This is a genomic window from Streptomyces sp. ADI96-02, from assembly GCF_003846185.1.
GTDB lineage: Bacteria > Actinomycetota > Actinomycetes > Streptomycetales > Streptomycetaceae > Streptomyces.
On sequence record NZ_ML123034.1, the window covers coordinates 3,339,092 to 3,359,685 of the forward strand.

Consider the following 20,594-nt stretch of genomic DNA (forward strand, 5'->3'; position numbering starts at 1 on the left):
CCTGGCCATATCAGCTTGACCTCATACTTATCTGTGGCTTACTTTCCCGCTTGCATGGCTGAAATTAGTAAGCCCTCGCACGGGGGTTTGGGGAGGGAAGCTCAATGAACTGGTACCTGGACGTACTCAAGAACTACGCAGGCTTCAGCGGGCGCGCGCGCCGCAAGGAGTACTGGATGTTCGTGCTCTTCAACTTCATCATCGCGGTGGTGCTTTCGGCCATCGGCATGGCGATCGACACGCAGATCCCGTACGTCATCTACATCGTGGCGATCTTCATCCCGTCGCTCGCGGTGTTCGTGCGCCGGCTGCACGACACCGGCCGTTCCGGCTGGTGGATCCTGATCTCGTTCGTCCCGCTGGTCGGCGCCATCGTGCTGCTGGTCTTCGTCGCCTCCGCGGGCAAGCCGGAGACGAACGAGTACGGCGTGAACCCGAAGCTCGCTCCGCAGCACAGCTGATCCACCGCTCCGGCCGGGCCGGAGCACCGAACGGGCCGGGCGCGGCGTATGCCGCCCCGGCCCGTGGCGTATCCGGACGCGCCCCGCCCGACGAGGCTCGTGGCCGCTACGGCTGGTCGGGCCGGTGTTCGGGGCCGCCGAAGTCCGGGCCGCTGAAGTCCGGGCTGCTGAAGTCGGGGCTGGTGAACGTCGGTCGCGGGCCGGCCGCCGGGCCGCCCTCCGGACCGGTGAAGTCGGGCCTGCTGTAACCGATCTTCGGGATGCGGTCCGGTGAGCGGAGCGGGGTCCGCGCGGCCCGGCCCGCCGTCGGGTCGGCGAGCGCGTCCCGGAAGAACGGCAGGATGCCGCGCTCCAGCAGGGCGTGGCGCCAGGCCTCGCGGGCCCGCGCGACCTCCTCCGACAGCTCCTCCTCCTCGTCCCCGGCCGACGAGGAAGTGCCGTTGCGCAGCGCCGTGACCAGCAGTCCCACGGAGGCGACCAGGATCGCCGCCGCCGCGACGGCGGCGAAGAACCAGCCCGCGGCCACCATGGTGCGGCCGAAGGCCACCGATGGGGCGACCGCTTGGAGCAGGTAGCCCACGAGCAGGAAGATCACGGCCGCGGAGCCCGCCAGCAACGGCGTCAGGACCGTGAGGACCGCGCCTATGCCCGCACCCGGTCCGGCCGCGCCGGTCGGCGGGTCGCCCTCCGGTTCGCCGCCGGCCGTGCCGCGCAGCTCGGCACGGGCCGTGACGTAGTGCTCGTACTCGGTGGCCGCCGCCGTGGTGATGAGCGCCGTGGCGCTGAGCGCCATGGTGCGCAGCTGTTCGGTGTTGAGCCGGTCACCGACGCCCTCCAGGTCCGGGCGCTCGTGGGCGTGGCGCAGCGCGTCGCCCAGGATCCGCTCGTACTCGGGACCGTCCTCGGCCAGCAGGTGCGGAGCACTTGTCATCTGCATCCCCCGATGCTCCGTCGGGCCCGGTTGCCCGCGTTGACACCGGGCGATCGGGCGGAAACGGAGGAGAGCCTGCTACGGATACGCCGATCGTAGAGCGCTCACACCGTGGGGTGACAGGGTGTTTCCGGAAATAGGCCCGGTGATCGGCACGGTCGGATCGTGAGGTGCCTTTCCCGCCGGAGGTCAGTCATGCAGGGGCAGTTGGACGACCAGCAGCTTTCCGGCCATGGTCACGCCGCCGTCCATGGCGATGGCGAGTCCCTCCGCGTACACGTGCGGACCGTTCACCACGGGTCCCGCGCTGTCCTCGCCGTCCTCGGATCCGACCTCGCCGAGCAGGTACGGGATGGGGCTGTGGCCATGGACGACGCGCTGACCGCCGTACGTGGCCAGGAGTTGCCGCACCGCCTCGCCGCCGCCCTCGTCCCGGAAGGCGAACCGCTTGGTGAGCTTGCGGAAGAGGTCCCAGCACTCGTCGGCGTCGTTGCGCGTGAGGATGCCGTGCACCGTGTCGTTGACGTCCTCGACGGTCGAGCCGTAGTCGAGGTAGGCCGTCGTGTCGGAGTGCATGAGGAGATGCCCGTCCTCCTCGACGACCGCGTCCAGGCGGGACATCCACTGGAGGTGGACGTCCTGGAGCCGGTCCATGTCGTTCTTCTGGCCGCCGTTGAGGAGCCACGCGGCCTGGAAAGTGGCTGTTCCGGCACCGGAGTTGACCGGCGTGTCGGCGAACCGCTTGGCGCCGATCAGCAGCAGTTCGTGGTTGCCCATCAGCGCCTTGCAGTAGCCACCGGCCGCCGCGGCCTCGGCGGACAGCCGCATGACCAGGTCGATGACCCCGATGCCGTCCGGTCCGCGGTCGGTGAAGTCGCCCAGGAACCACAGCCGGGCGTTGCCCGCGGCCCAGTTGCCCTCGGCGTCGACCAGGCCCTGCTCGCCCAGGGCGGCCAGCAGCTCCGCCAGGTAGCCGTGGACGTCGCCGACGACGAAGAGCGGTCCGCGCTCCTCCCCCGGAGCGTGCCGCGGGTCGGCGACGGCCTGCACCTGGACGGCTTCGCCGCGGCTGATGACGGGGAGGTCGCGCTCGGTGGGCGTGTAGCCCTCGGGCGGCTCGTCGCCGAGCACGGCGTTGCCGGGGTGCGGCGGCGCGGCGGGCACGGGCGGCACCGACCCCTGCGGCACGGGTGGTACCGGCCCCGGCGGCACGGGCGCGTGCGGCGGCGACGGGTGCGGCGCCGCGGTGGGCGACTGCGGTGGTACGGGCGTCCGCGCATACGGCGGAACCCGGAAGTCACGCAACGTCGCCGTCCGCACCACGGGTTCCTGACCGGCCCCCTGAGTCATCGACCCCTCCACCACCGTCGCGCCGCCGTACACCTGACGGTCCCTGCCTGGCAGAGGTGGTCCGCGGTGTCGTGCGCCCATCATAGGAATGCGGATCGATCTGTGTGACGCACCAGGGGTGGTGAATCCGGGCGTACGTGAGGTTCACCGGCCGATTGGTCCGAAAAAAGCCGATCAGTCCCTGCTGGGGGAGCGTGGTGCGCTGACCGTGGTGCGCGGTGGGCGGCGCTGCGAGGAGGTCCGGACGATGAGCTCCGTCGGTATGACCTGCTCCACCGGTCCGTCGTGTTCGACCCCTTCGATGGCGTCGATGAGGAGTTGGACGACGGCCGTGCCGATGCGCCGGGGCTTGAGCGAGAGCGTCGTGATCGGCGGCTCGGTGGCCGCGTACACGGTGGACTCGCTGCAGCAGACGAGCAGCAGGTCCTCCGGGACGCGCAGTCCGTAGCGGCGGGCCGCCGCGAGGAGGTCGGTGCCGTTCGGGTCGAACAGCCCGTAGACGGCGTCGGGCCGGTCCGGGCGGGCGAGCAGGCGGTCGGCGGCGACCGCCCCGGCGCAGGGGTCGTGGGCCGGGTAGGACTCGTAGACGGGGTCCTGCCCGACGCGCTCGCACCAGTGGAGGTAGGCGGTGGTGGAGAGCCGGGTGTACGTGTCGGTGGTGGTGCCGGTCAGCAGGCCGATGCGCCGGGCGCCGGCCGCCGCGAGGTGGTCCAGGAGGTCGAGCACCGCCGCCCGGTGGTCGTTGTCGACCCACGCGGTGACGGGAAGGGTCCCGGCCGGGCGGCCGTCCGAGACGACGGGTAAGCCCTGGCGTACCAGTTCGGTGACGACCGGATCCTGGTCGGAGGGGTCGATGACGACGGTGCCGTCGAGCGCGACGTTGGACCAGACGTCGTGCCGGGAGGTGGCGGGGAGGATGACGAGCGCGTAGCCGCGGGCGAGCGCCGCGGAGGTCGCGGCTCTCGCCATCTCCGCGAAGTACGCGAATTCGGTGAAGGTGAAAGGTTCATTCCCGTACGTGGTCACGGTCAGGCCGATCAGGCCGGACCTGCCGGTACGGAGGGTTCGGGCCGCTGCGGAGGGGCGGTAGCCCAAGCGCTCTGCGACCTCGCGGACATGGCGGCGGGTGGCGTCCGGGAGCCTGCCCTTGCCGTTGAGCGCGTCGGAGACGGTCGTGATCGAGACTCCGGCCGCGGCGGCCACGTCGCGGATGCCCGCCCGTCCTGGCCGGCCGCTGCGCCGGGGTGTCTCCGTCCGGCTCACCTGGTGCTTCCCTGCTGCTGTCATGGCGAGCCGATAGTAGGGCTCCGGAGGTGGGTCGGTCCGGTCGCATATGCATGCGTTGACAGGCACGTTTCTGCAAGGTCATTCGGGTTGAAACTCCTTGCAAAGCAAGGGTGTTGATCGCTTTTGCGCAAGTGTGTCATGTGCTGATGGGTGGCAGCCTGCCAAATGTTCGATGTCTCGAAGAGGTCTCAACTCACCACTTCGGGGGACGCGCGCTACGGCGCGAGCCACCGGCGCGCGCAGGAAGCGAGAGCGCTCCCCCTCAAGAAAGCGTCCGGGACATCCTTGTCGAAGGCCCTCCTTCCGGGATCACCCACGACTTCCGGGGTGCCGCCGACGATTTCCGGCTCCGGCCGTTCGCGGCGGAGCCCTCTCCTCATAAGGTGAGCGGTAGTGATGTGGTCGGACGGTCGAGGAGGACCTGCGGTGAGCGAGACGAGCCCCAAGCTGCGCGCCGAGCTGGACGGCGTGCCCGCGTATGTGCCGGGCAGGCCGGCGTCCGCCGACGGACCGGTCGCCTACAAGCTGTCCTCCAACGAGAACCCGTACCCTCCGCTGCCCGGCGTCCTGGAGTCCGCGCTCGCCGCTGCCGGAACGTTCAACCGCTACCCGGACATGGCCTGCACCGGGCTGATGAACGAGCTGTCCTCCCGCTTCGGCGTGCCCCTGTCCCACCTGGCCACGGGTACGGGCTCGGTCGGCGTCGCCCAGCAGCTGCTCCAGGCCACCTCCGGGCCCGGGGACGAGGTGATCTACGCCTGGCGCTCCTTCGAGGCGTACCCGATCATCACGCAGGTCAGCGGCGCGACCTCGGTGAAGGTCCCGCTGACCGACGGCGAGGTGCACGACCTCGACGCGATGGCCGGGGCGATCACCGACCGGACCCGGCTGATCTTCGTCTGCAACCCGAACAACCCCACCGGCACGGTCGTGCGGCGGGCCGAGCTGGAGCGCTTCCTGGACCGGGTGCCGAGCGATGTCCTCGTCGTCCTCGACGAGGCGTACAAGGAGTTCATCCGCGACCCGGAGGTCCCCGACGGGCTGGAGATCTACCGGGACCGGCCGAACGTCGCGGTGCTGCGGACGTTCTCCAAGGCGTACGGGCTGGCGGGGCTGCGCGTCGGGTTCGCGGTGGCCCACGAGCCGGTGGCCGCGGCGCTGCGCAAGACGGCTGTGCCCTTCGGGGTCAGCCAGCTCGCCCAGGACGCGGCGGTCGCCTCGCTGCGCGCGGAGGACGAGCTGCTCGGCCGGGTCGGCTCGCTGGTGACCGAGCGCGCGCGGGTGCACGCCGAGCTGGTGCGGCAGGGGTGGACCGTCCCGGATTCCCAGGCCAACTTCGTCTGGCTGCGGCTCGGCGGCCGGACGCTCGACTTCGCCGCCGCCTGCGAGCGGGCCGGAACGGTGGTGCGTCCGTTCGCCGGCGAGGGCGTGCGGGTCACGATCGGCGAGACCGAGGGCAACGACCTCTTCCTGAAGGCCGCGGAGGTCTTCCGCGCGGAGCTGTAGGGCGGCGCGCCACGGCGCGGTGCGACCGGCGGCCCCGGACCTCGAACGACGAGGTCCGGGGCCGTTCTCATGGGCCTTCGGGCCATAAGGGGTACCCCCGACGAAGGGTCCGAAAGTGTGTGCGTCATAATTGCTTGTGAATGTGAACGCGTTCACAAGCGTGCCCCGTTTTCGACCGTGATCGTGCGGATCAAAGGGGCATAGTGCCGTGTGGCCGCGGTGACGTAAGGAGAAAGACGACGTGGACCTCGCTCTGGCGCCGGAGACGCTCTCGCGATGGCAGTTCGGCATCACCACCGTCTACCACTTCCTCTTCGTCCCGCTGACGATCTCGCTCGCCGCGCTCACCGCCGGCCTGGAGACCGCCTGGGTGCGGACGAACAAGGAGAAGTACCTCAGGGCGACGAAGTTCTGGGGAAAGCTGTTCCTGATCAACATCGCCATGGGCGTGGTCACCGGGATCGTCCAGGAGTTCCAGTTCGGCATGAACTGGTCCGACTACTCGCGCTTCGTCGGTGACGTCTTCGGCGCCCCGCTCGCGTTCGAGGCGCTGATCGCCTTCTTCTTCGAATCCACCTTCATCGGGCTGTGGATCTTCGGCTGGGACAAGCTGCCGAAGAAGATCCATCTGGCCTGCATCTGGATGGTCTCGCTGGGCACGGTCCTGTCGGCCTACTTCATCCTCGCCGCCAACTCGTGGATGCAGCACCCGATCGGCTACCGCATCAACAAGGAACGGGGCCGGGCCGAGCTCACCGACTTCTGGGCCGTGCTGACGCAGGACACCGCGTTGACCCAGTTCTTCCACACCATCACGTCCTCCTTCCTGGTCGGCGGAGCCTTCATGGTCGGCATCGCCGCCTTCCACCTGGCGCGCAAGAAGCACATCCCCGTGATGCGCACCTCCCTGCGGCTCGGGCTGGTCACCCTGGTGATCGCCGGCATGTTCACCGCCGTGAGCGGAGACATGCTCGGCAAGGTGATGTTCAAGCAGCAGCCCATGAAGATGGCCGCCGCCGAAGCGCTCTGGGACGGCCAGAACGGCGCCCCCTTCTCGGTCTTCGCCTACGGGGACGTCAGCGAGGGCCACAACTCCGTGGAGATCTCGATCCCCGGAATGCTGTCCTTCCTCGCCGACAACGACTTCAACTCGTACGTGCCCGGGATCAACGACATCAACAAGGCAGAACAGGAGAAGTACGGGCCCGGCGACTACCGCCCCAACATCCCCGTCGCCTTCTGGAGCTTCCGCTGGATGATCGGCTTCGGCATGGCGTCCGTCGCGGTCGGAGTGCTCGGCCTGTGGCTGACCCGGAAGAAGTTCCTGCTGCCACCGGCGCTGCGGACGGGGGAGGACGAGGCGCCTCATCTGGTCCTCTTCCGGAACAAGCCGCTGCACCCGCGGTTCGCCCGGCTGTACTGGATCGTCGCCCTGTGGACCATGCTCTTCCCGCTGATCGCCAGCTCCTGGGGCTGGATCTTCACCGAGACGGGCCGCCAGCCCTGGGTCGTCTACGGAGTGCTCCGCACCAGCGACGCGGTCTCCCCCGGCGTCTCGCAGGGCGAGGTCCTCACCTCGATGATCCTCTTCACCCTGGTCTACGCGGTGCTCGCCGTGATCGAGGTCAAGTTGCTCGTGAAGTACGTCAAGGCCGGCCCGCCGGAACTCACCGAGGCCGACCTCAACCCGCCCACCAGGATCGGCGGCCATGACGCGGACGACGCCGACCGGCCGATGGCCTTCTCCTACTGAGAGCGCAGGAGCTGAGAGATGGAACTCCACGACGTCTGGTTCGTGCTCATCGCCGTCCTGTGGACCGGCTACTTCTTCCTGGAGGGATTCGACTTCGGCATCGGGGTCCTCACCAAGCTGCTGGCCCGGGGCCGCAAGGAACGCCGGGTCCTGATCAACACGATCGGCCCCGTCTGGGACGGCAACGAGGTCTGGCTGCTCAGCGCGGGCGGCGCGACCTTCGCCGCCTTCCCCGAGTGGTACGCGACCCTGTTCTCCGGCTTCTACCTGCCGCTCCTGGTGATCCTGATCTGCCTGATCGTGCGCGGAGTCGCCTTCGAGTACCGCGCCAAGCGGACCGGGGAGAAGTGGCAGACGAACTGGGAGAACGCGATCTTCTGGACCTCGCTCATCCCGGCGGTGCTGTGGGGCGTGGCGTTCGGGAACATCGTGCGCGGCGTGAAGATCGACGCCGACATGGAGTACGTCGGGAACCTCTGGGACCTGCTGAACCCCTACGCGATCCTCGGCGGGCTCGTCACCCTCTTCCTCTTCACCTTCCACGGGGCGGTCTTCGCCGCGCTGAAGACGGTCGGCGACATCCGGACACGGGCGCGCTCGCTGGCCCTGAAGCTGGGCCTGGGTACCGCGGTCCTCGCGCTGGGCTTCCTGCTGTGGACCCAGGCGGACAACGGCGACGGCTGGAGCCTCATCGCGATGACCGTGGCGGTGGTGTCCCTGGTGGCCGCGATCGGCGCCATCGCCAAGGGACGCGAGGGCTGGTCGTTCACCTTCTCCGGAGTGACGATCGTGGCGGCGGTCGCGATGCTCTTCCTGACCCTCTTCCCCAACGTCATGCCGTCCTCGCTGAACGACGCCTGGAGCCTCACGGTCACCAACGCCTCGTCCAGCCCGTACACGCTGAAGATCATGACCTGGTGCGCCGGCATCGCCACGCCGATGGTGCTGCTCTACCAGAGCTGGACGTACTGGGTGTTCCGCAAGCGCATAGGCACCCAGCACATCGCCGACGCCGCGCACTGACGCGCCCGATCCGCACAGGATCCCGAGGACGGAAGAGAGGGACCGGTCGATGAGCACCGAGCTTCGTGGGGGATGTTTCACGTGAAACCGATCGATCCGCGCCTGCTTCGGTACGCCCGCGCCACCCGCTTCTTCCTCGCGGCCGTGGTGGCTCTGGGGCTCGTCGGCGCCGCCCTCGTCATCGCCCAGGCGATGCTCATCGCCGAGGTGGTGGTCGGCGGCTTCGAGGACGGGCTCGCGGTCTCCGAGCTGCGTACGCCGCTGATCCTGCTCGCCGCCGTCGCGATCGGCCGGGCCGTGGTCGCCTGGCTCACCGAGCTGGCGGCGCACCGGGCGAGCGCCGCCGTCAAGTCCGAACTGCGCGGCCGGCTCCTGGAGCGGGCCGCGCTGCTGGGCCCCGACTGGTTGACCGGTCAGCGCACCGGCTCGCTGGTGGCGCTGGCGACGCGCGGAGTGGACGCCCTCGACGACTACTTCGCGCGCTATCTGCCGCAGCTCGGGCTGGCCGTCGTCGTGCCGGTGGCGGTGCTGGCCCGGATCGTCACCGAGGACTGGGTGTCCGCCGCGATCATCGTGGTGACCCTGCCGCTCATCCCGCTCTTCATGATCCTCATCGGCTGGGCCACCCAGTCCCGGATGGACCGCCAGTGGCAGCTCCTGTCCCGGCTCTCCGGGCACTTCCTCGACGTCGTGGCCGGGCTGCCGACCCTGAAGGTCTTCGGGCGGGCCAAGGCCCAGGCCGCGTCGATCCGCACGATCACCTCCGAGTACCGCCGCGCCACCCTGCGCACCCTGCGGATCGCCTTCCTGTCCTCCTTCGCCCTGGAACTGCTGGCGACCCTGTCGGTGGCGCTCGTCGCCGTCACGATCGGTATGCGACTGGTCTACGGGGACCTCGACCTCTACACCGGGCTGGTGGTGCTGATCCTGGCCCCGGAGGCGTATCTGCCGATCCGGCAGGTCGGAGCGCAGTACCACGCGGCGGCGGAGGGGCTCTCGGCCGCCGAGGAGATCTTCCAGGTCCTGGAGACCGAACCCCGCAGGGCGGGCACCGAAGAGGTCCCGGACACGCTGCGGCTGGAGCTGGCGGACGTGACGGTACGCCACGAGGGCCGAACCGAACCCTCGCTGGACGCGGCGTCGCTCGCCGTCGAGCCGGGGGAGACCGTCGCCCTGGTCGGCCCGAGCGGCGCGGGCAAGTCCACGCTGCTGAACGTGGTCCTGGGCTTCGCCGCCCCCGCGCGCGGACACGTCCGGGTCGGAGGCAAGGATCTCGCCGACCTGGACCCGGAGCGCTGGCGGAGCCGGATCGCCTGGGTCCCCCAGCGTCCGCACCTCTTCGCCGGCACGATCGCCGAGAACGTCCGGCTCGCCCGGCCCGACGCCGACGACGCGGCGGTGCTGCGCGCCCTGGCCGACGCCGGGGCGTCCGACTTCGTGACGGAGCTGCCCGACGGGGTGCTCACGGTGCTCGGCGAGGACGGGGCGGGGCTTTCGGCGGGCCAGCGCCAGCGACTCGCCCTCGCCCGCGCCTTCCTCGCCGACCGGCCGCTGCTGCTGCTGGACGAGCCGACCGCGAGCCTGGACGGCGAGACGGAAGCGGGTGTCGTCGAGGCCGTACGGCGGCTCGCGGCGGGCCGGACCGTACTGCTGGTGGTCCACCGCCCCGCGCTGCTCGGCGTCGCGGACCGCGTGGTGACGCTGGAGCCGCGAGCACTGCCCGACCCGACCGCCGCCGACCGCGCCCCGACCGCCGGCGCCCCGGGGCCGGCCGTCCCGCAGGCCCTCGCCGGCGGCGAGCCGCTGGCCGCACGCCGTCCGGACGCCGACCCGGTGGACGTCGCCGCCGCCGGGTCCGCCGTACTGCGCGGGACCGATCCCACCGCGGGCCGGGTCCTCGCCCGGGTCCGCCGGGCCGCCGGCGCGCGGCGCGGACAACTGGCCCTGGCCCTTCTCCTGGGCAGCCTCGCCGTCGGATCGGCCGTCGGGCTCATGGCCGTCTCCGGCTGGCTGATCTCCCGCGCCTCCGAACAGCCCCCCGTGCTCTACCTGATGATCGCTGTGACCGCGACGCGCGCCTTCGGCATCGGCCGGGCGGTCTTCCGCTACGCGGAACGACTCGTCTCCCACGACGCCGTGCTCAGGCTCCTCGCCGAACTCCGCGTGGCCGTGTTCCAGGGCCTCGAACGCATCGCGCCCGCCGGACTGCGCACGGTGCGCCGAGGCGACCTGCTCTCCCGGCTGGTCGCCGACGTGGACGCGCTCCAGGACTACTGGCTCCGCTGGCTGCTGCCCGTCGGGACGGCCCTCACGGTCTCCGCCGGGGCCGTCGGGTTCATGGGCTGGCTGCTGCCCGAGGCGGGTCTGATCCTGGCGATCGGGCTGCTGGTCGCCGGAGTGGGCGTACCGCTCGTGACCGGCGCCTGCGCCCGCCGTACGGAACGGCAGTTGGCGCCCGCCCGCGCGGCCCTCGCCACCCGGGTCACCGACCTCCTCGGCGGAACGGCCGAGCTGACCGTCGCCGGAGCGCTGCCCGCCCGGCAGGAGCACATGCGCGAGGCCGACTCGCTCCTGACCCGGATCGCCTCCCGGGCCGCCACCGCGACCGCACTGGGCGGCGGACTGTCCGCCCTGGTCTGCGGACTCACCGTGGTGGCCGCCGCCCTGGCCGCCGTCCCCGCCGTGAACGACGGCCGGCTGTCCGGCGTCGCGCTCGCGGTGGTGGTCCTGACGCCGCTCGCCGCCTTCGAGGCCGTCACCGGACTGCCGCTCGCGGTCCAGTACCGCCAGCGGGTCGAGCGCAGCGCGGAGCGGGTGTACGAGGTGCTGGACGCTCCCGTACCAGTCCGGGAGCCCGCGGCCCCGGCCGGCCGGCCGGACTCGCCCTTCCCGCTGGAGGTGCGGGGGCTGACGGCGCGCTACCCCGGTGCGCGTCAGGACGCGCTGCGGTCGCTCGACCTGACGCTGGAGCCCGGACGGCGCGTGGCGGTCGTCGGTCCCTCCGGCTCGGGCAAGACGACGCTCGCGCAGGTGCTCCTGCGCCTCCTGGACGCCTCTTCGGGGACGTACCGGCTCGGCGGAGTGGACGCGTCCGCGCTGGACGGCGACACGGTCCGGCGCTCGGTGGGGCTGTGCGCCCAGGACGCCCACGTCTTCGACAGCTCGATCCGTGAGAACCTGCGGCTGGCCCGTACCGAGGCGAGTGACGCCGAACTGTACGCGGCGCTCTCCCGGGCCCGGCTGCGCGAGTGGGTGCGGTCCCTGCCCGAAGGGCTCGACACTCCGGTGGGCGAGCACGGGGCCCGACTCTCCGGAGGTCAGCGCCAGCGGCTGGCGCTGGCGCGGGCCCTGCTCGCCGACTTCCCCGTACTCGTCCTGGACGAGCCCGCCGAACACCTCGACCTCGCCACCGCCGACGCACTGACCGCCGACCTCCTGGCGGCCACCCGGGGCCGGACGACCGTGCTGATCACTCATCGGCTGGCCGGTCTCGACGCGGTCGACGAGGTGCTGGTGCTGGACGCGGGCCGGGTGGTGCAGCGAGGGCCGTACGCCGAACTCGTGCAGCGAGAGGGGCCGCTGCTGCGCATGCTGGAGCGCGAGAGGGACACGGTGCGGGCGCGGGTCTGAGCCCCCGGGCCCGCGTGCGCGTGGTGGACGAGCGGCGGAGGCCAGCCCGCACCCGGTCGGGCCGGAACGGGCCTGTCCCGGGGCGGGCCGGGCCTGCCGGGGGCAGTGGTGGGACATTCCCGACTTTCCTCCCGGGGTGGGACTCCTTAGGCTCGGGCCATGGCCGAGCCGGATCCGCAGGACCCATCCGACGCTTCGATCCCGGCCGACGTCTCGAACGCGGCCGATGTCTCGAACGCGGCCGACGCCTCGAATCCGGCCGACCGAGGCCCGCGGGGTCTGTCCGCCGAACTCGCCGCCAGGGTCCCGGAGCTCCTGGAGGCGATGCGGTCCGTCGGCACCGGGCTGGAACTGCACTCCACCCTGGACCGCATCTGCGAGACGGCGGCCGAGCTCGCCCATGCCCGGTACGCGGCCATCGGTGTCGTCGACGAGACCGGCGAAGGGCTCAGCGACTTCGTCACCCACGGGGTTCCGGACGCGGTCGCCGAGGCGATCGGGCACCGGCCCGACGGCCGCCGCGGCCTGCTGGGCGCGCTGATCCACGACCCCGTCCCGGTACGGCTGGGCGACCTGAGCAGTGATCCCAGGTCCGTGGGGTTCCCGCCCGGCCACCCGCTGACGCGTACCTTCCTGGGCGTCCCCATCCGGGTCCACGGGAAGGTCTTCGGCAACCTCTACCTGTCCGGGAAGCAGGACGGAGCCGAGTTCACCGACCACGACCTGCACATGGTGCGCGTGCTCGCCACCGAGGCCGGAATCGCCGTCGGCAACGCCCGTCTGTACGAGGCGGCGCGGCAGCGGGAGCGCTGGATCGACGGATCGGTGGCGGTGACCACCGCGCTCCTGTCGGGCGGGGACGCGGACGAAGCGCTCTCCGTGGTGGCCGAACAGGCCCGCCGGCTCGCCGATTCGGCCGCCGGGATCGTGCTGCTGCCCGCTGAGGAGGGAGGGCTGGAGATCGTCGCGGTCTCCTCGGTCGACCCCTCGTACGCGCTCGGGGTGATCGTTCCGGCGCGGAGTCCGGTGTCGGAGAAGCTGTTGGCCGGCGAGGCCGTCTTCATCGACGACTCCGCCACCGACGACCGGACGGTCACCGGGCTGGCGGGCCGGTTCGGTCCGAGCATGCTGCTGCCGCTGCAGAGCGGAGGACGGGTGCTCGGCGCCCTGGCGACACCCCGGGCCCTCGGCGCCCGGCCCTTCACACGGACCGAGCGGACGCTCGCGACCCAGTTCGCCTCGCAGGCCGCGCTCGCCCTGATGATGGCCGAAGCGCAGCGGGACCGGGAACGGCTGGCGGTCTACGAGGACCGGGACCGGATCGCCCGCGACCTGCACGATCTCGTCATCCAGCGGCTCTTCGCGACCGGGATGATGCTGGAGAGCGCGCAGCGGCGGTCGGCCGTTCCGGAGGTGCGGACCGGGGTGGGCCGGGCGGTCGACGAGCTGGACGTGACCATCCAGGAGATCCGGACGGCCATCTTCGCGCTTCAGCAGTCGTCGGCCGAGGCGCCTTCCGGGCTGCGCACCCGGGTGCTACGGGAGATCAACATGGCGGCGGTCCCGCTGGGCTTCCAGCCGTCGCACCGGTTCGTCGGGCCCGTGGACTCGCTGGTCGGCGAGCTGACCGGCAAGAACCTCGTCGCGGCTCTGCGCGAGGCGCTGTCCAACGCCTTCCGGCACGCCGGAGCCTCCGCCATCGACGTGGTCGTCGACGCCACGGCGAACCTGCCCGACGGCCGGGGCTCGGTACGCCTCTCGGTCGCCGACGACGGGGTGGGCATTCCGCGGGAGGGCCGCCGCAGCGGTCTGCGCAATCTGGCCCGGCGGGCGGAGTCGCTGGGAGGTGCGAGCTGGTTCGGCCCGGGGATCGGCGAGGACGGCGGCGGTACGACGGTGGTGTGGGAGGCCCCGTTGTGACCGGGCCGTCCGTGCGAGGGAGGGGCGGTGCGGCGGGGAGCCGCGGTCACATCAGGGCTGGGGCCGACACCGGGACCGGGGCCGCGACTGTCGCGAGCGGTGTGAGGCCGGGCCGTACGGCGGCTCCGCGGGCCGCGAGGATCCGCTCGATGACGACCGCGACGCCGTCCTCCTCGTTGGTGGCGGTGCGGGCGGTGGCGGCGGCCAGGGCCGCCGGGTGGGCGTTGCCCATCGCGTACGACGTCCCGGCCCAGCTGAGCATCTCGACGTCGTTGGGCATGTCGCCGAAGGCGACCACCTCGGATGCCGGGATGCCGCGCTCGGCGCAACACGCGGCGAGCGTGGTGGCCTTGGAGACGCCGAGGCCGCTGATCTCCAGCAGGGCGGAGGGGCTGGAGCGGGTGAAGGCGGCCCGGTCCCCGGCCGCGGCGCGGGCCAGCGCGAGGAACGCGTCGGGGGCGATCTCGGTGTGGTGGGCGAGGAGCTTGATCACGGGGACGCCGGGGGCGTCCTCGTGCAGCAGTGTCTCGGCGACCGCCACGGTGGCGCCGGGGTCCAGGTGGAAGGGCGGGTACGACGGTTCGTAGGTGATCCCCGTGGTCAGCTCGACGGCGAACGAGGCGCCGGGGGCCGCTTCGCGCAAGGTGCGTACGACGTGCAGGGCCGTCCGGCGTTCCAGGGGCCGCACGGAGAGCAGCGTGCCCGGTGCGCGCAGGTCGGTGACCACGGCGCCGTTCGCGCAGATCGCCATGCCGTGGCTGTGGACGTGGCTGCTGACGACGCCCATCCAGCGGGCGGGCCGGCCGGTGACGAAGAAGACCTCGATGCCGGCCTCCTCGGCCGCCGCGAGGGCGGCGACGGTGCGCGCGGACAGCGTCTTGTCGTCGCGCAGGAGGGTGCCGTCGAGGTCGGTCGCGATCAGCCGGGTAACGGCGGGCAGAGGCGCATCGGTCGCTGAGGTCACCGGACCATTCTCGCGCACGAGCGTGCACGGGCGTGCGGAGGGTCGCACATATGAGTCGGCGCGTCCCTGATCTGCGGGCGATTCCTCAGGCATATGCCAACGGTTGTCGAAGCGGGGCGTGGCCTTGGGAGAAGTGGCAGGTGACCCATCAACCTCGCCGGCGCTCTTCGGCGACTACCGACGGCCGGCGGCGAGCCTGCTGAGGCGGTCGCCGATGACGGAGACGCCCGGACGGGTCTCGTTCTCGTAGTACCAGGGCTTGCGTCGGCGCAGCAGCGCCTCACCGTGTTCGCTCCAGGTGAAGCCGGGTTTCCGCAGGAGTCTCCGGAACACCTCGTCAGCGGTCTCCGGGTGAGCGGCGGCCAGACGGAAGATCGGCAGTGGCGCGATCGACTCCTCGCGCAGGTAGGTGCGCAGCAGATCCTGGTGCCGCCTGCGGCCTGCGAGGGCGGGGTCCGCGAAGAGGTCCCGTAGCATCCCGTAGTCCGCGTAGAAGTTCAGCCCGTCGACCTCGTCGTAGATGACGCCGATGGTGTCCGAGTCCGCCAGCTCCCGCGGCAGCTCGAAGAACGGCAGGTCGGGGCCCGAGAGCCGCCCGCGTCGGGCACGGCCGGGCTGTGCGGCCACGGCGGCTTCCTGACGGTGGCGGTAGTAGGCATGGAGGAGGTCCTCAGCTTCGGCAGGCGGAAGGATCAACTCGTCGCCGCCGCAGAAGTCGACGAACGCGGCCCGGTCCTCCCGCATCCGCTGCCACCCCTGCTCGGTCTTCCGCGGGTTGCGAAAGACCAGCTCGGGTCGGCTGGTGGCCAGGTGGAGAGCGGCACGTGCGACGTCGCCGGCACAGGACCTGGGGTAGTACGACATCAGCCCGGACACCAGCCAGGCCCCGTCGGCAGAGTGGACGGGTACCAGGCAGGTGTGGAGAAATCCTCCCTTGGACACTCCGCGGAACGCCGCCCGACCGACATTCGAGTACGTGCAGTACTCCAGATCGTCGACAAGGTTCAGCAGGACGACGGCATCCCCTTCCTTACGCTGAACCTCGAAGATGCCCTCGACCGGGTCACGCCAGCCGAGCAGCATCTCCCGGTCGGCCGCGGTCAGGTCCTTCCGCCCGGCGACGAACAGGTCCACCACGGTCGAACCGTCCGGCAACCGGTACCGCAGGACGAAGTGGTCGGTGATCCGGATCGCCTCGCCCTCGTCCAACTGCCGCGCGGGCCCAGCGGCCTCCAGCAGAAGTGGCGTCAGCCACCGGTCGAAGCGGGCGCTCCGGGCGAAGGAGACCAGTCTCCCTTTCAACTCGGCACTGTGCTCGATGAGATCGGTCAGTGACGGTTCAGCGGCACCCTGATGCGCGCTCTGTACGCCCTCAGCCACGTTCAACCCTTTCGTACGAGCCGGTTCCGCGTGGAGTGGAGAGGCGTCCGGCCTCAGCCGACCCAGTGGCGGCCGAGAACCGCGGTGGTGAAGGGCAGGTCGCGTCGCTCCTCAAGCATGGTGAACAAACCGGTCCGCTGCTTGTCCTCGTTGCAGGAGTGGACAGTCGCCTCTCCGATCATGGCCTCCGGCTCGGCCCTGCCCATGACGCCAGGGTAACGGCCCCCTCGCGACTCGGCGGTGGCCTCCTGAATCTGCTCCGTCGGCATATCCGGGGAGCGGGAACCCCGCGTATCGTCGGACTCATGCGTCTGAGCACGGTGATCCTCCCCATCCACCGGTGGGCCGAAGGACAGAAGATCTGGCAGCGGGCCGAAGACCTCGGATTCCATGCTGCGTACACGTACGACCATCTCACTTGGCGGACCTTCCGGGAACGGCCGTGGTTCGGCGCGCTGCCCACGCTCACCGCCGCCGCCACGGCCACCGAGCGCCTGCGCCTGGGCACCCTCGTCACGTCGCCGAACTTCCGGCACCCCGTGACGCTGGCCAAGGAGCTGATCTCCCTGGACGACATCTCCGGTGGCCGGATCACGCTCGGCATCGGCGCCGGCGGCAACGGCTTCGACGCCACGGCCCTGGGCCAGGAGGCGTGGACTCCGCGCGAGCGCGCCGACCGGTTCGGCGAGTTCGTACCGCTGCTGGACCGCCTGCTCACCGAGGGTGCGGTGACCCAGCGCGGTACCCACTACTCGGCGGTCGAGGCCCGGAACCTCCCCGGCTGCGTGCAGCGCCCCCGGCTGCCGTTCGCGGTCGCCGCGACGGGCCCGCGCGGTCTGCGGCTGGCGGCGCGGTACGGGCAGGCGTGGGTCACCACGGGCGACCCGAAGCTGTACGAGGCGGGCACCCCGGAGCAGTCGGTGGCGGCCCTGCGCGGCCAGAACGAGCGGTTCGCCGCGGCCTGCGAGGAGATCGGCCGGGACGCGTCCGAACCGGGCCGGATCCTGCTCACCGGCTTCACGCCGGACCGGACCGCGCCGCTGGAGTCGGTGGACGCCTTCGTCGACTTCGCGGGCCGCCACGCGGAGATCGGGTTCACCGAGATCGTCGTCCACGCGCCGATCCCGGACTCCGACTTCGACGTCGACCCGAAGGTCTTCGAGCGCATCGCCACCGAGGCGCAGGCCCAACTGGCCCACCCGGCCTGACACTGCCGGAGTGCCGCCGTCGCACGGCCGGCGGCGACCGCGTGCCGGTGCGGTCCGCGGTCGGCGGATCGCCTGAGATCCTTTCCGCCGATGGCGGCCTCCAGGTTTGATCCACAGCCAACTCGGTTTATCCACAGGCTAAATGGCCGCTCTGTGGACAACGGACGTGCTGTTTAGTCCAGTTCGTCAACTATGCCCCTTTCTCTCTGTGATGACGCGAGGGTGTCCAAGGCGCGGGCCTGGAGCTCGCGTTCGGTTGCCGCGGTGACGAAGGCGGCCACCTGCTCGGGTCCGACGAGAGCCTGGACGGCCTGAGTTGTCCGGGCGGGCAGGAGCACGGGGCGGCTGCCGCCTCCCTCGATGGCGGACCGCCGTACGCCGAGGTGGTGGTGAAGATGGCGGGTGGCGAACGTCCGCATCGCGCGGGCCAGTTCGGCGTCGACGGACTGCTGGGCGAGCGGGCGCAGCCGGCGGACCATCGCCGCCGCCTCGGACGCGTCGGAGTCCGTGGGCGGGCGGTGGCCGAGGTACCGGGCGAAGACGTGCTCGGTGGTGAACTCCAGGAAGCGGGAGGCGATGTGCTCCACCTGTCCGCGAAGTTCCCGCAGATGGGAGGAGATGGCGGGCAGCGGAATGCCGGCCGCATGCAACTCGGCTGCCACCGCCAGCTCTTGCGGGCTCGGCACCAGGAATTCCTCGTCCCGGCCCGGGACGCGCTCCAGAACCCCCAGCTCCACCGCCTCGGCTATCGCCTCGTCGCCCTGCGCGCCGCCGAACAGACCCTCCAGCTCCTGCCGGGAGATCCGGTCGGCCTCCTCGTCGGTCCAGGGCCCGTGCACCTCGGCGACCAGTCCGAGCACCCCGCCCAGCCCCCGCCCCGCGTCCCACGCCTCCAGCAACTCCTTGATGCTGGCCAGGGTGTAGCCGCGTTCCAGCAGGTCCGCTATCTGGCGCAGCCGGGCCAGATGCGTCTCCCGGTACACGTTGGACCGGCCGCGCCGTTCGGGCGTCGGGAGGAGGCCCCGGTCCTGGTAGGCGCGGATGGTGCGCACCGTGGCCCCGCTGGCGTGGGCCAGGTCCTCGATCCGGTACTCGGCTCCGGTCCGGTCCTTCGCCGCCGGGGCCCCGCTCACAGCGGCGGCTTCAGCCGGGCGATGCCGCGCAGCACCCCGGGGCTGAGCCGGGACAGCAGCCGTGCGACCCGTGCCTCCGGGGTCACCGGCACCACGGCGCGGTTCTCCAGGACCGCTCGCAGGACGGCGTCGGCGACCTTCTCCGGCGGATAGCCGCGCCGGCCGTAGAGCCGGGTGGTCCGCTTCCGCAGCCGCTCCTCCTCCGCCGCGTCGGCCCCGGCGAAGCGGGTGACGGCGGTGATGCCGGTGTTGACGATGCCGGGGCAGATCGCGCTCACCCCGATCGACCGCTCGGCCAGCTCGGCCCGCAGGCTCTCGCTCAGCATCAGCACCGCCGCCTTCGACGTGCAGTACGCCGGAAGCGCCCGGGACGGCTGGAAGGCCGCCGCGGAGGCGGTGTTGACGATGTGGCCGCCCTGTCCGCGGTCGGCCATCTGCCGGCCGAAGATCCGGCACCCGTGGATGACGCCCCACAGATTGACGTCGAGAACCTTCCGCCACTCCTCGCTCGTCGTGTCCAGGAAGGGCCCGGACAGTCCGATGCCCGCGTTGTTGACGAGGACGTCGACGACGCCGTACTCGGCGGCGACCTTCTCGCCGAGCTTCTCCATGGCCGCCTCGTCGCTCACGTCGACGGTCTCGGCCCAGGCCGCCGGAGCGCCGACCAGCCGGGCCCTCTCGGCCGTGCGCGAAGCCCCGTCCGCGTCCCGGTCGACGGCCACCACCCGGGCGCCCGCCTCGGCGAAGGCCAACGCGGTGGCCCGCCCTATGCCGGAGGCCGCTCCCGTCACGAGGACCAACTGACCCGCGAACCGCTCCGCGTAGGCCCCCTGGACCGGCGTCCGCCGCACCGACCGGTGCTCCTGCCCGACCCGCCCGTCCTGCCCGTCCTGCTCGTTGGCGGCGGCGAACTCGCCGATCCAAGCGGCCAGTTGGTCCGGCCGGGTGCGCGGCACCCAGTGCTTGGCGGGGAGCGACCGGCGCACCAGCCGCGGCGTCCACTGCTCCAGACCGTCGTAGAGCCGCTCAGAGAGGAAGGAGTCGCCGGTCGGGGTGATGAGCTGGACCGGTGCGTGCGCGTAGGCGTCGGGCCGCGGCCTGGCCAGCCGGGCCCGCACGTTGTCGCGGTAGAGCCAGGCGCCGTGCGCCGCGTCGTCGGGGAGCGAGGCCGTCGGGTAGTCGCCCGCGGGCACCTTCTCCAGCCGCTCCAGGATGCGGGGCCACCGCTTGCCGAGCGGCCCGCGCCAGGCGAGCTCCGGGAGGACCGGCGTATGGAGCAGGTACACGTACCAGGACTTGGCTCCCTGGCCGAGCAGTTGGCCGACGCGGCGCGGAGTGGGCCGGGTCGTCCGCTGCTTGATCCAGTGCCCGAAGTGGTCCAGCGACGGCCCCGAGATCGAGGTGAACGAGGCGATCCGCCCCTCGGTCCGGCCGACCGTGACGAACTCCCAGGACTGCACGGAGCCCCAGTCGTGTCCGACCACGTGCACGGGCCGGTCCGGGCTGACGGCGTCGATCACCGCGGCGAAGTCGTCGGTCAGCTTCTCCAGCGTGAACCCGCCGCGCAGCGGCTTCGGCGCCGTCGACCTGCCGTGCCCCCGTACGTCGTAGAGCACGACGTGCCACCGCTCGGCCAGGAGCGGGGCAACGTCCGACCAGACCTCCTTGCTGTCCGGATAGCCGTGGACCAGCACCACGGTCGGCCGCCCGGCGTCCCCCAGCTCGGCGACGCACAACTCGATGCCGCCCGTCCGTATCCGGCGCTCGCGCGCTCCCCGCAGACTCACGCCGCCACCCCCTCCTCGGCCCAGCGCCGTACTTCTCCGAACCCCCGCGGTTCCGGGGTGTTTCGCTCCTGTGCCGCCGAAGCCATGCCACCGTCCGTTCCCTGACGTGTGCGCTACGTGCCCGTAACCTGACACCGATGAATGTGACAATGTCCGACGACTGCGTCAAGAGGTGTGCGTCGCCTGTGGACAACAGCCTGTGGACAACCGGCTCGCCGACAACCAACTCGCCGAACCGGCTCGCCGACAACCAGCTTGCGG

15 protein-coding genes are annotated in these 20,594 nt (G+C 71.5%); 7 read left to right on the top strand and 8 right to left on the bottom strand.

What is annotated here, in order from left to right; all coding sequences use genetic code 11:
• Positions 1-104: 104 nt before the first annotated feature.
• A complete protein-coding gene (locus tag EES43_RS14600) occupies positions 105-461 on the top strand; it encodes a DUF805 domain-containing protein (RefSeq protein WP_124269137.1) in 357 nt (118 codons plus the stop codon).
• Positions 462-567: 106 nt separating this feature from the next.
• Here EES43_RS14600 and EES43_RS14605 read toward each other — a convergent pair whose 3' ends face one another.
• From EES43_RS14605 to EES43_RS14615, 3 genes are all read right to left on the bottom strand, one after another.
• A complete protein-coding gene (locus EES43_RS14605; RefSeq protein WP_124269138.1) occupies positions 568-1,398 on the bottom strand; it encodes a hypothetical protein in 831 nt (276 codons plus the stop codon).
• Positions 1,399-1,581: 183 nt separating this feature from the next.
• Positions 1,582-2,742, bottom strand: coding sequence for a metallophosphoesterase (locus EES43_RS14610; protein ID WP_124269139.1), 1,161 nt, complete (start codon positions 2,740-2,742; stop codon positions 1,582-1,584).
• A 174-nt stretch (positions 2,743-2,916) separates the two neighbouring features.
• Positions 2,917-4,029 (bottom strand): LacI family DNA-binding transcriptional regulator, encoded by a 1,113-nt coding sequence (locus EES43_RS14615; protein WP_124269140.1) that lies wholly within the window; start codon positions 4,027-4,029, stop codon positions 2,917-2,919.
• A gap of 426 nt (positions 4,030-4,455) precedes the next feature.
• Here EES43_RS14615 and hisC point away from each other — a divergent pair, with 426 nt between their 5' ends.
• The 5 genes from hisC (at position 4,456) to EES43_RS14640 (ending at position 13,861) form a co-directional block, all read left to right on the top strand.
• A complete protein-coding gene (hisC, locus tag EES43_RS14620) occupies positions 4,456-5,535 on the top strand; it encodes a histidinol-phosphate transaminase (protein ID WP_124269141.1) in 1,080 nt (359 codons plus the stop codon).
• A 241-nt stretch (positions 5,536-5,776) separates the two neighbouring features.
• Positions 5,777-7,288: a cytochrome ubiquinol oxidase subunit I gene (locus EES43_RS14625; RefSeq protein ID WP_124269142.1), complete on the top strand. Its 1,512-nt coding sequence runs from the start codon at positions 5,777-5,779 to the stop codon at positions 7,286-7,288.
• 18 nt (positions 7,289-7,306) lie between these two features.
• Positions 7,307-8,311, top strand: a complete 1,005-nt coding sequence (gene cydB, locus EES43_RS14630) for a cytochrome d ubiquinol oxidase subunit II (protein ID WP_124269143.1) — start codon at positions 7,307-7,309, stop codon at positions 8,309-8,311.
• Positions 8,312-8,392: 81 nt separating this feature from the next.
• Complete coding sequence (gene cydD, locus EES43_RS14635) at positions 8,393-11,941, top strand: thiol reductant ABC exporter subunit CydD (RefSeq protein WP_124269144.1); 3,549 nt, start codon at positions 8,393-8,395, stop codon at positions 11,939-11,941.
• 159 nt (positions 11,942-12,100) lie between these two features.
• Positions 12,101-13,861 carry a sensor histidine kinase gene (locus EES43_RS14640; protein WP_124269145.1) on the top strand — a complete coding sequence of 587 codons (1,761 nt, stop codon included), beginning with the start codon at positions 12,101-12,103 and terminating at the stop codon, positions 13,859-13,861.
• A gap of 46 nt (positions 13,862-13,907) precedes the next feature.
• On the opposite strand, the gene EES43_RS14645 is transcribed toward EES43_RS14640, so the two are convergent.
• From EES43_RS14645 to EES43_RS14655, 3 genes are all read right to left on the bottom strand, one after another.
• On the bottom strand, positions 13,908-14,825 hold the full coding sequence (locus EES43_RS14645; protein WP_124269146.1) for an HAD family hydrolase: 918 nt from the start codon (positions 14,823-14,825) through the stop codon (positions 13,908-13,910).
• 174 nt (positions 14,826-14,999) lie between these two features.
• Positions 15,000-16,205, bottom strand: coding sequence for a hypothetical protein (locus EES43_RS14650; protein ID WP_124269147.1), 1,206 nt, complete (start codon positions 16,203-16,205; stop codon positions 15,000-15,002).
• A gap of 53 nt (positions 16,206-16,258) precedes the next feature.
• On the bottom strand, positions 16,259-16,411 hold the full coding sequence (locus EES43_RS14655; RefSeq protein ID WP_206430052.1) for a hypothetical protein: 153 nt from the start codon (positions 16,409-16,411) through the stop codon (positions 16,259-16,261).
• A gap of 99 nt (positions 16,412-16,510) precedes the next feature.
• On the opposite strand from EES43_RS14655, the gene EES43_RS14660 reads away from it, so the two are divergent.
• The gene (locus tag EES43_RS14660; RefSeq protein ID WP_124269148.1) at positions 16,511-17,413 is read left to right on the top strand and encodes an LLM class flavin-dependent oxidoreductase; all 903 of its coding nucleotides are present in this window, start codon (positions 16,511-16,513) and stop codon (positions 17,411-17,413) included.
• A gap of 173 nt (positions 17,414-17,586) precedes the next feature.
• Here the strand turns inward: EES43_RS14660 and EES43_RS14665 are convergent, their stop codons facing one another.
• On the bottom strand, positions 17,587-18,546 hold the full coding sequence (locus tag EES43_RS14665) for a MerR family transcriptional regulator (protein WP_124269149.1): 960 nt from the start codon (positions 18,544-18,546) through the stop codon (positions 17,587-17,589).
• Positions 18,543-20,333, bottom strand: a complete 1,791-nt coding sequence (locus EES43_RS14670; protein ID WP_124269150.1) for an SDR family oxidoreductase — start codon at positions 20,331-20,333, stop codon at positions 18,543-18,545. The genes EES43_RS14665 and EES43_RS14670 overlap by 4 nt, the downstream gene beginning before the upstream one ends.
• Positions 20,334-20,594 lie beyond the last annotated feature (261 nt).

What these genes read in the sequence shown, in the direction of transcription:
- EES43_RS14605 (WP_124269138.1), bottom strand. Translation starts at nt 1,398, where the DNA reads ATGCAGATGACAAGTGCTCCGCACCTGCTGGCCGAGGACGGTCCCGAG.
- EES43_RS14660 (WP_124269148.1), top strand. Translation starts at nt 16,511, where the DNA reads ATGCGTCTGAGCACGGTGATCCTCCCCATCCACCGGTGGGCCGAAGGA.
- EES43_RS14600 (WP_124269137.1), top strand. Translation starts at nt 105, where the DNA reads ATGAACTGGTACCTGGACGTACTCAAGAACTACGCAGGCTTCAGCGGG.
- EES43_RS14640 (WP_124269145.1), top strand. Translation starts at nt 12,101, where the DNA reads ATGGCCGAGCCGGATCCGCAGGACCCATCCGACGCTTCGATCCCGGCC.
- cydB (WP_124269143.1), top strand. Translation starts at nt 7,307, where the DNA reads ATGGAACTCCACGACGTCTGGTTCGTGCTCATCGCCGTCCTGTGGACC.
- EES43_RS14615 (WP_124269140.1), bottom strand. Translation starts at nt 4,029, where the DNA reads ATGACAGCAGCAGGGAAGCACCAGGTGAGCCGGACGGAGACACCCCGG.
- EES43_RS14655 (WP_206430052.1), bottom strand. Translation starts at nt 16,411, where the DNA reads ATGGGCAGGGCCGAGCCGGAGGCCATGATCGGAGAGGCGACTGTCCAC.
- EES43_RS14610 (WP_124269139.1), bottom strand. Translation starts at nt 2,742, where the DNA reads ATGACTCAGGGGGCCGGTCAGGAACCCGTGGTGCGGACGGCGACGTTG.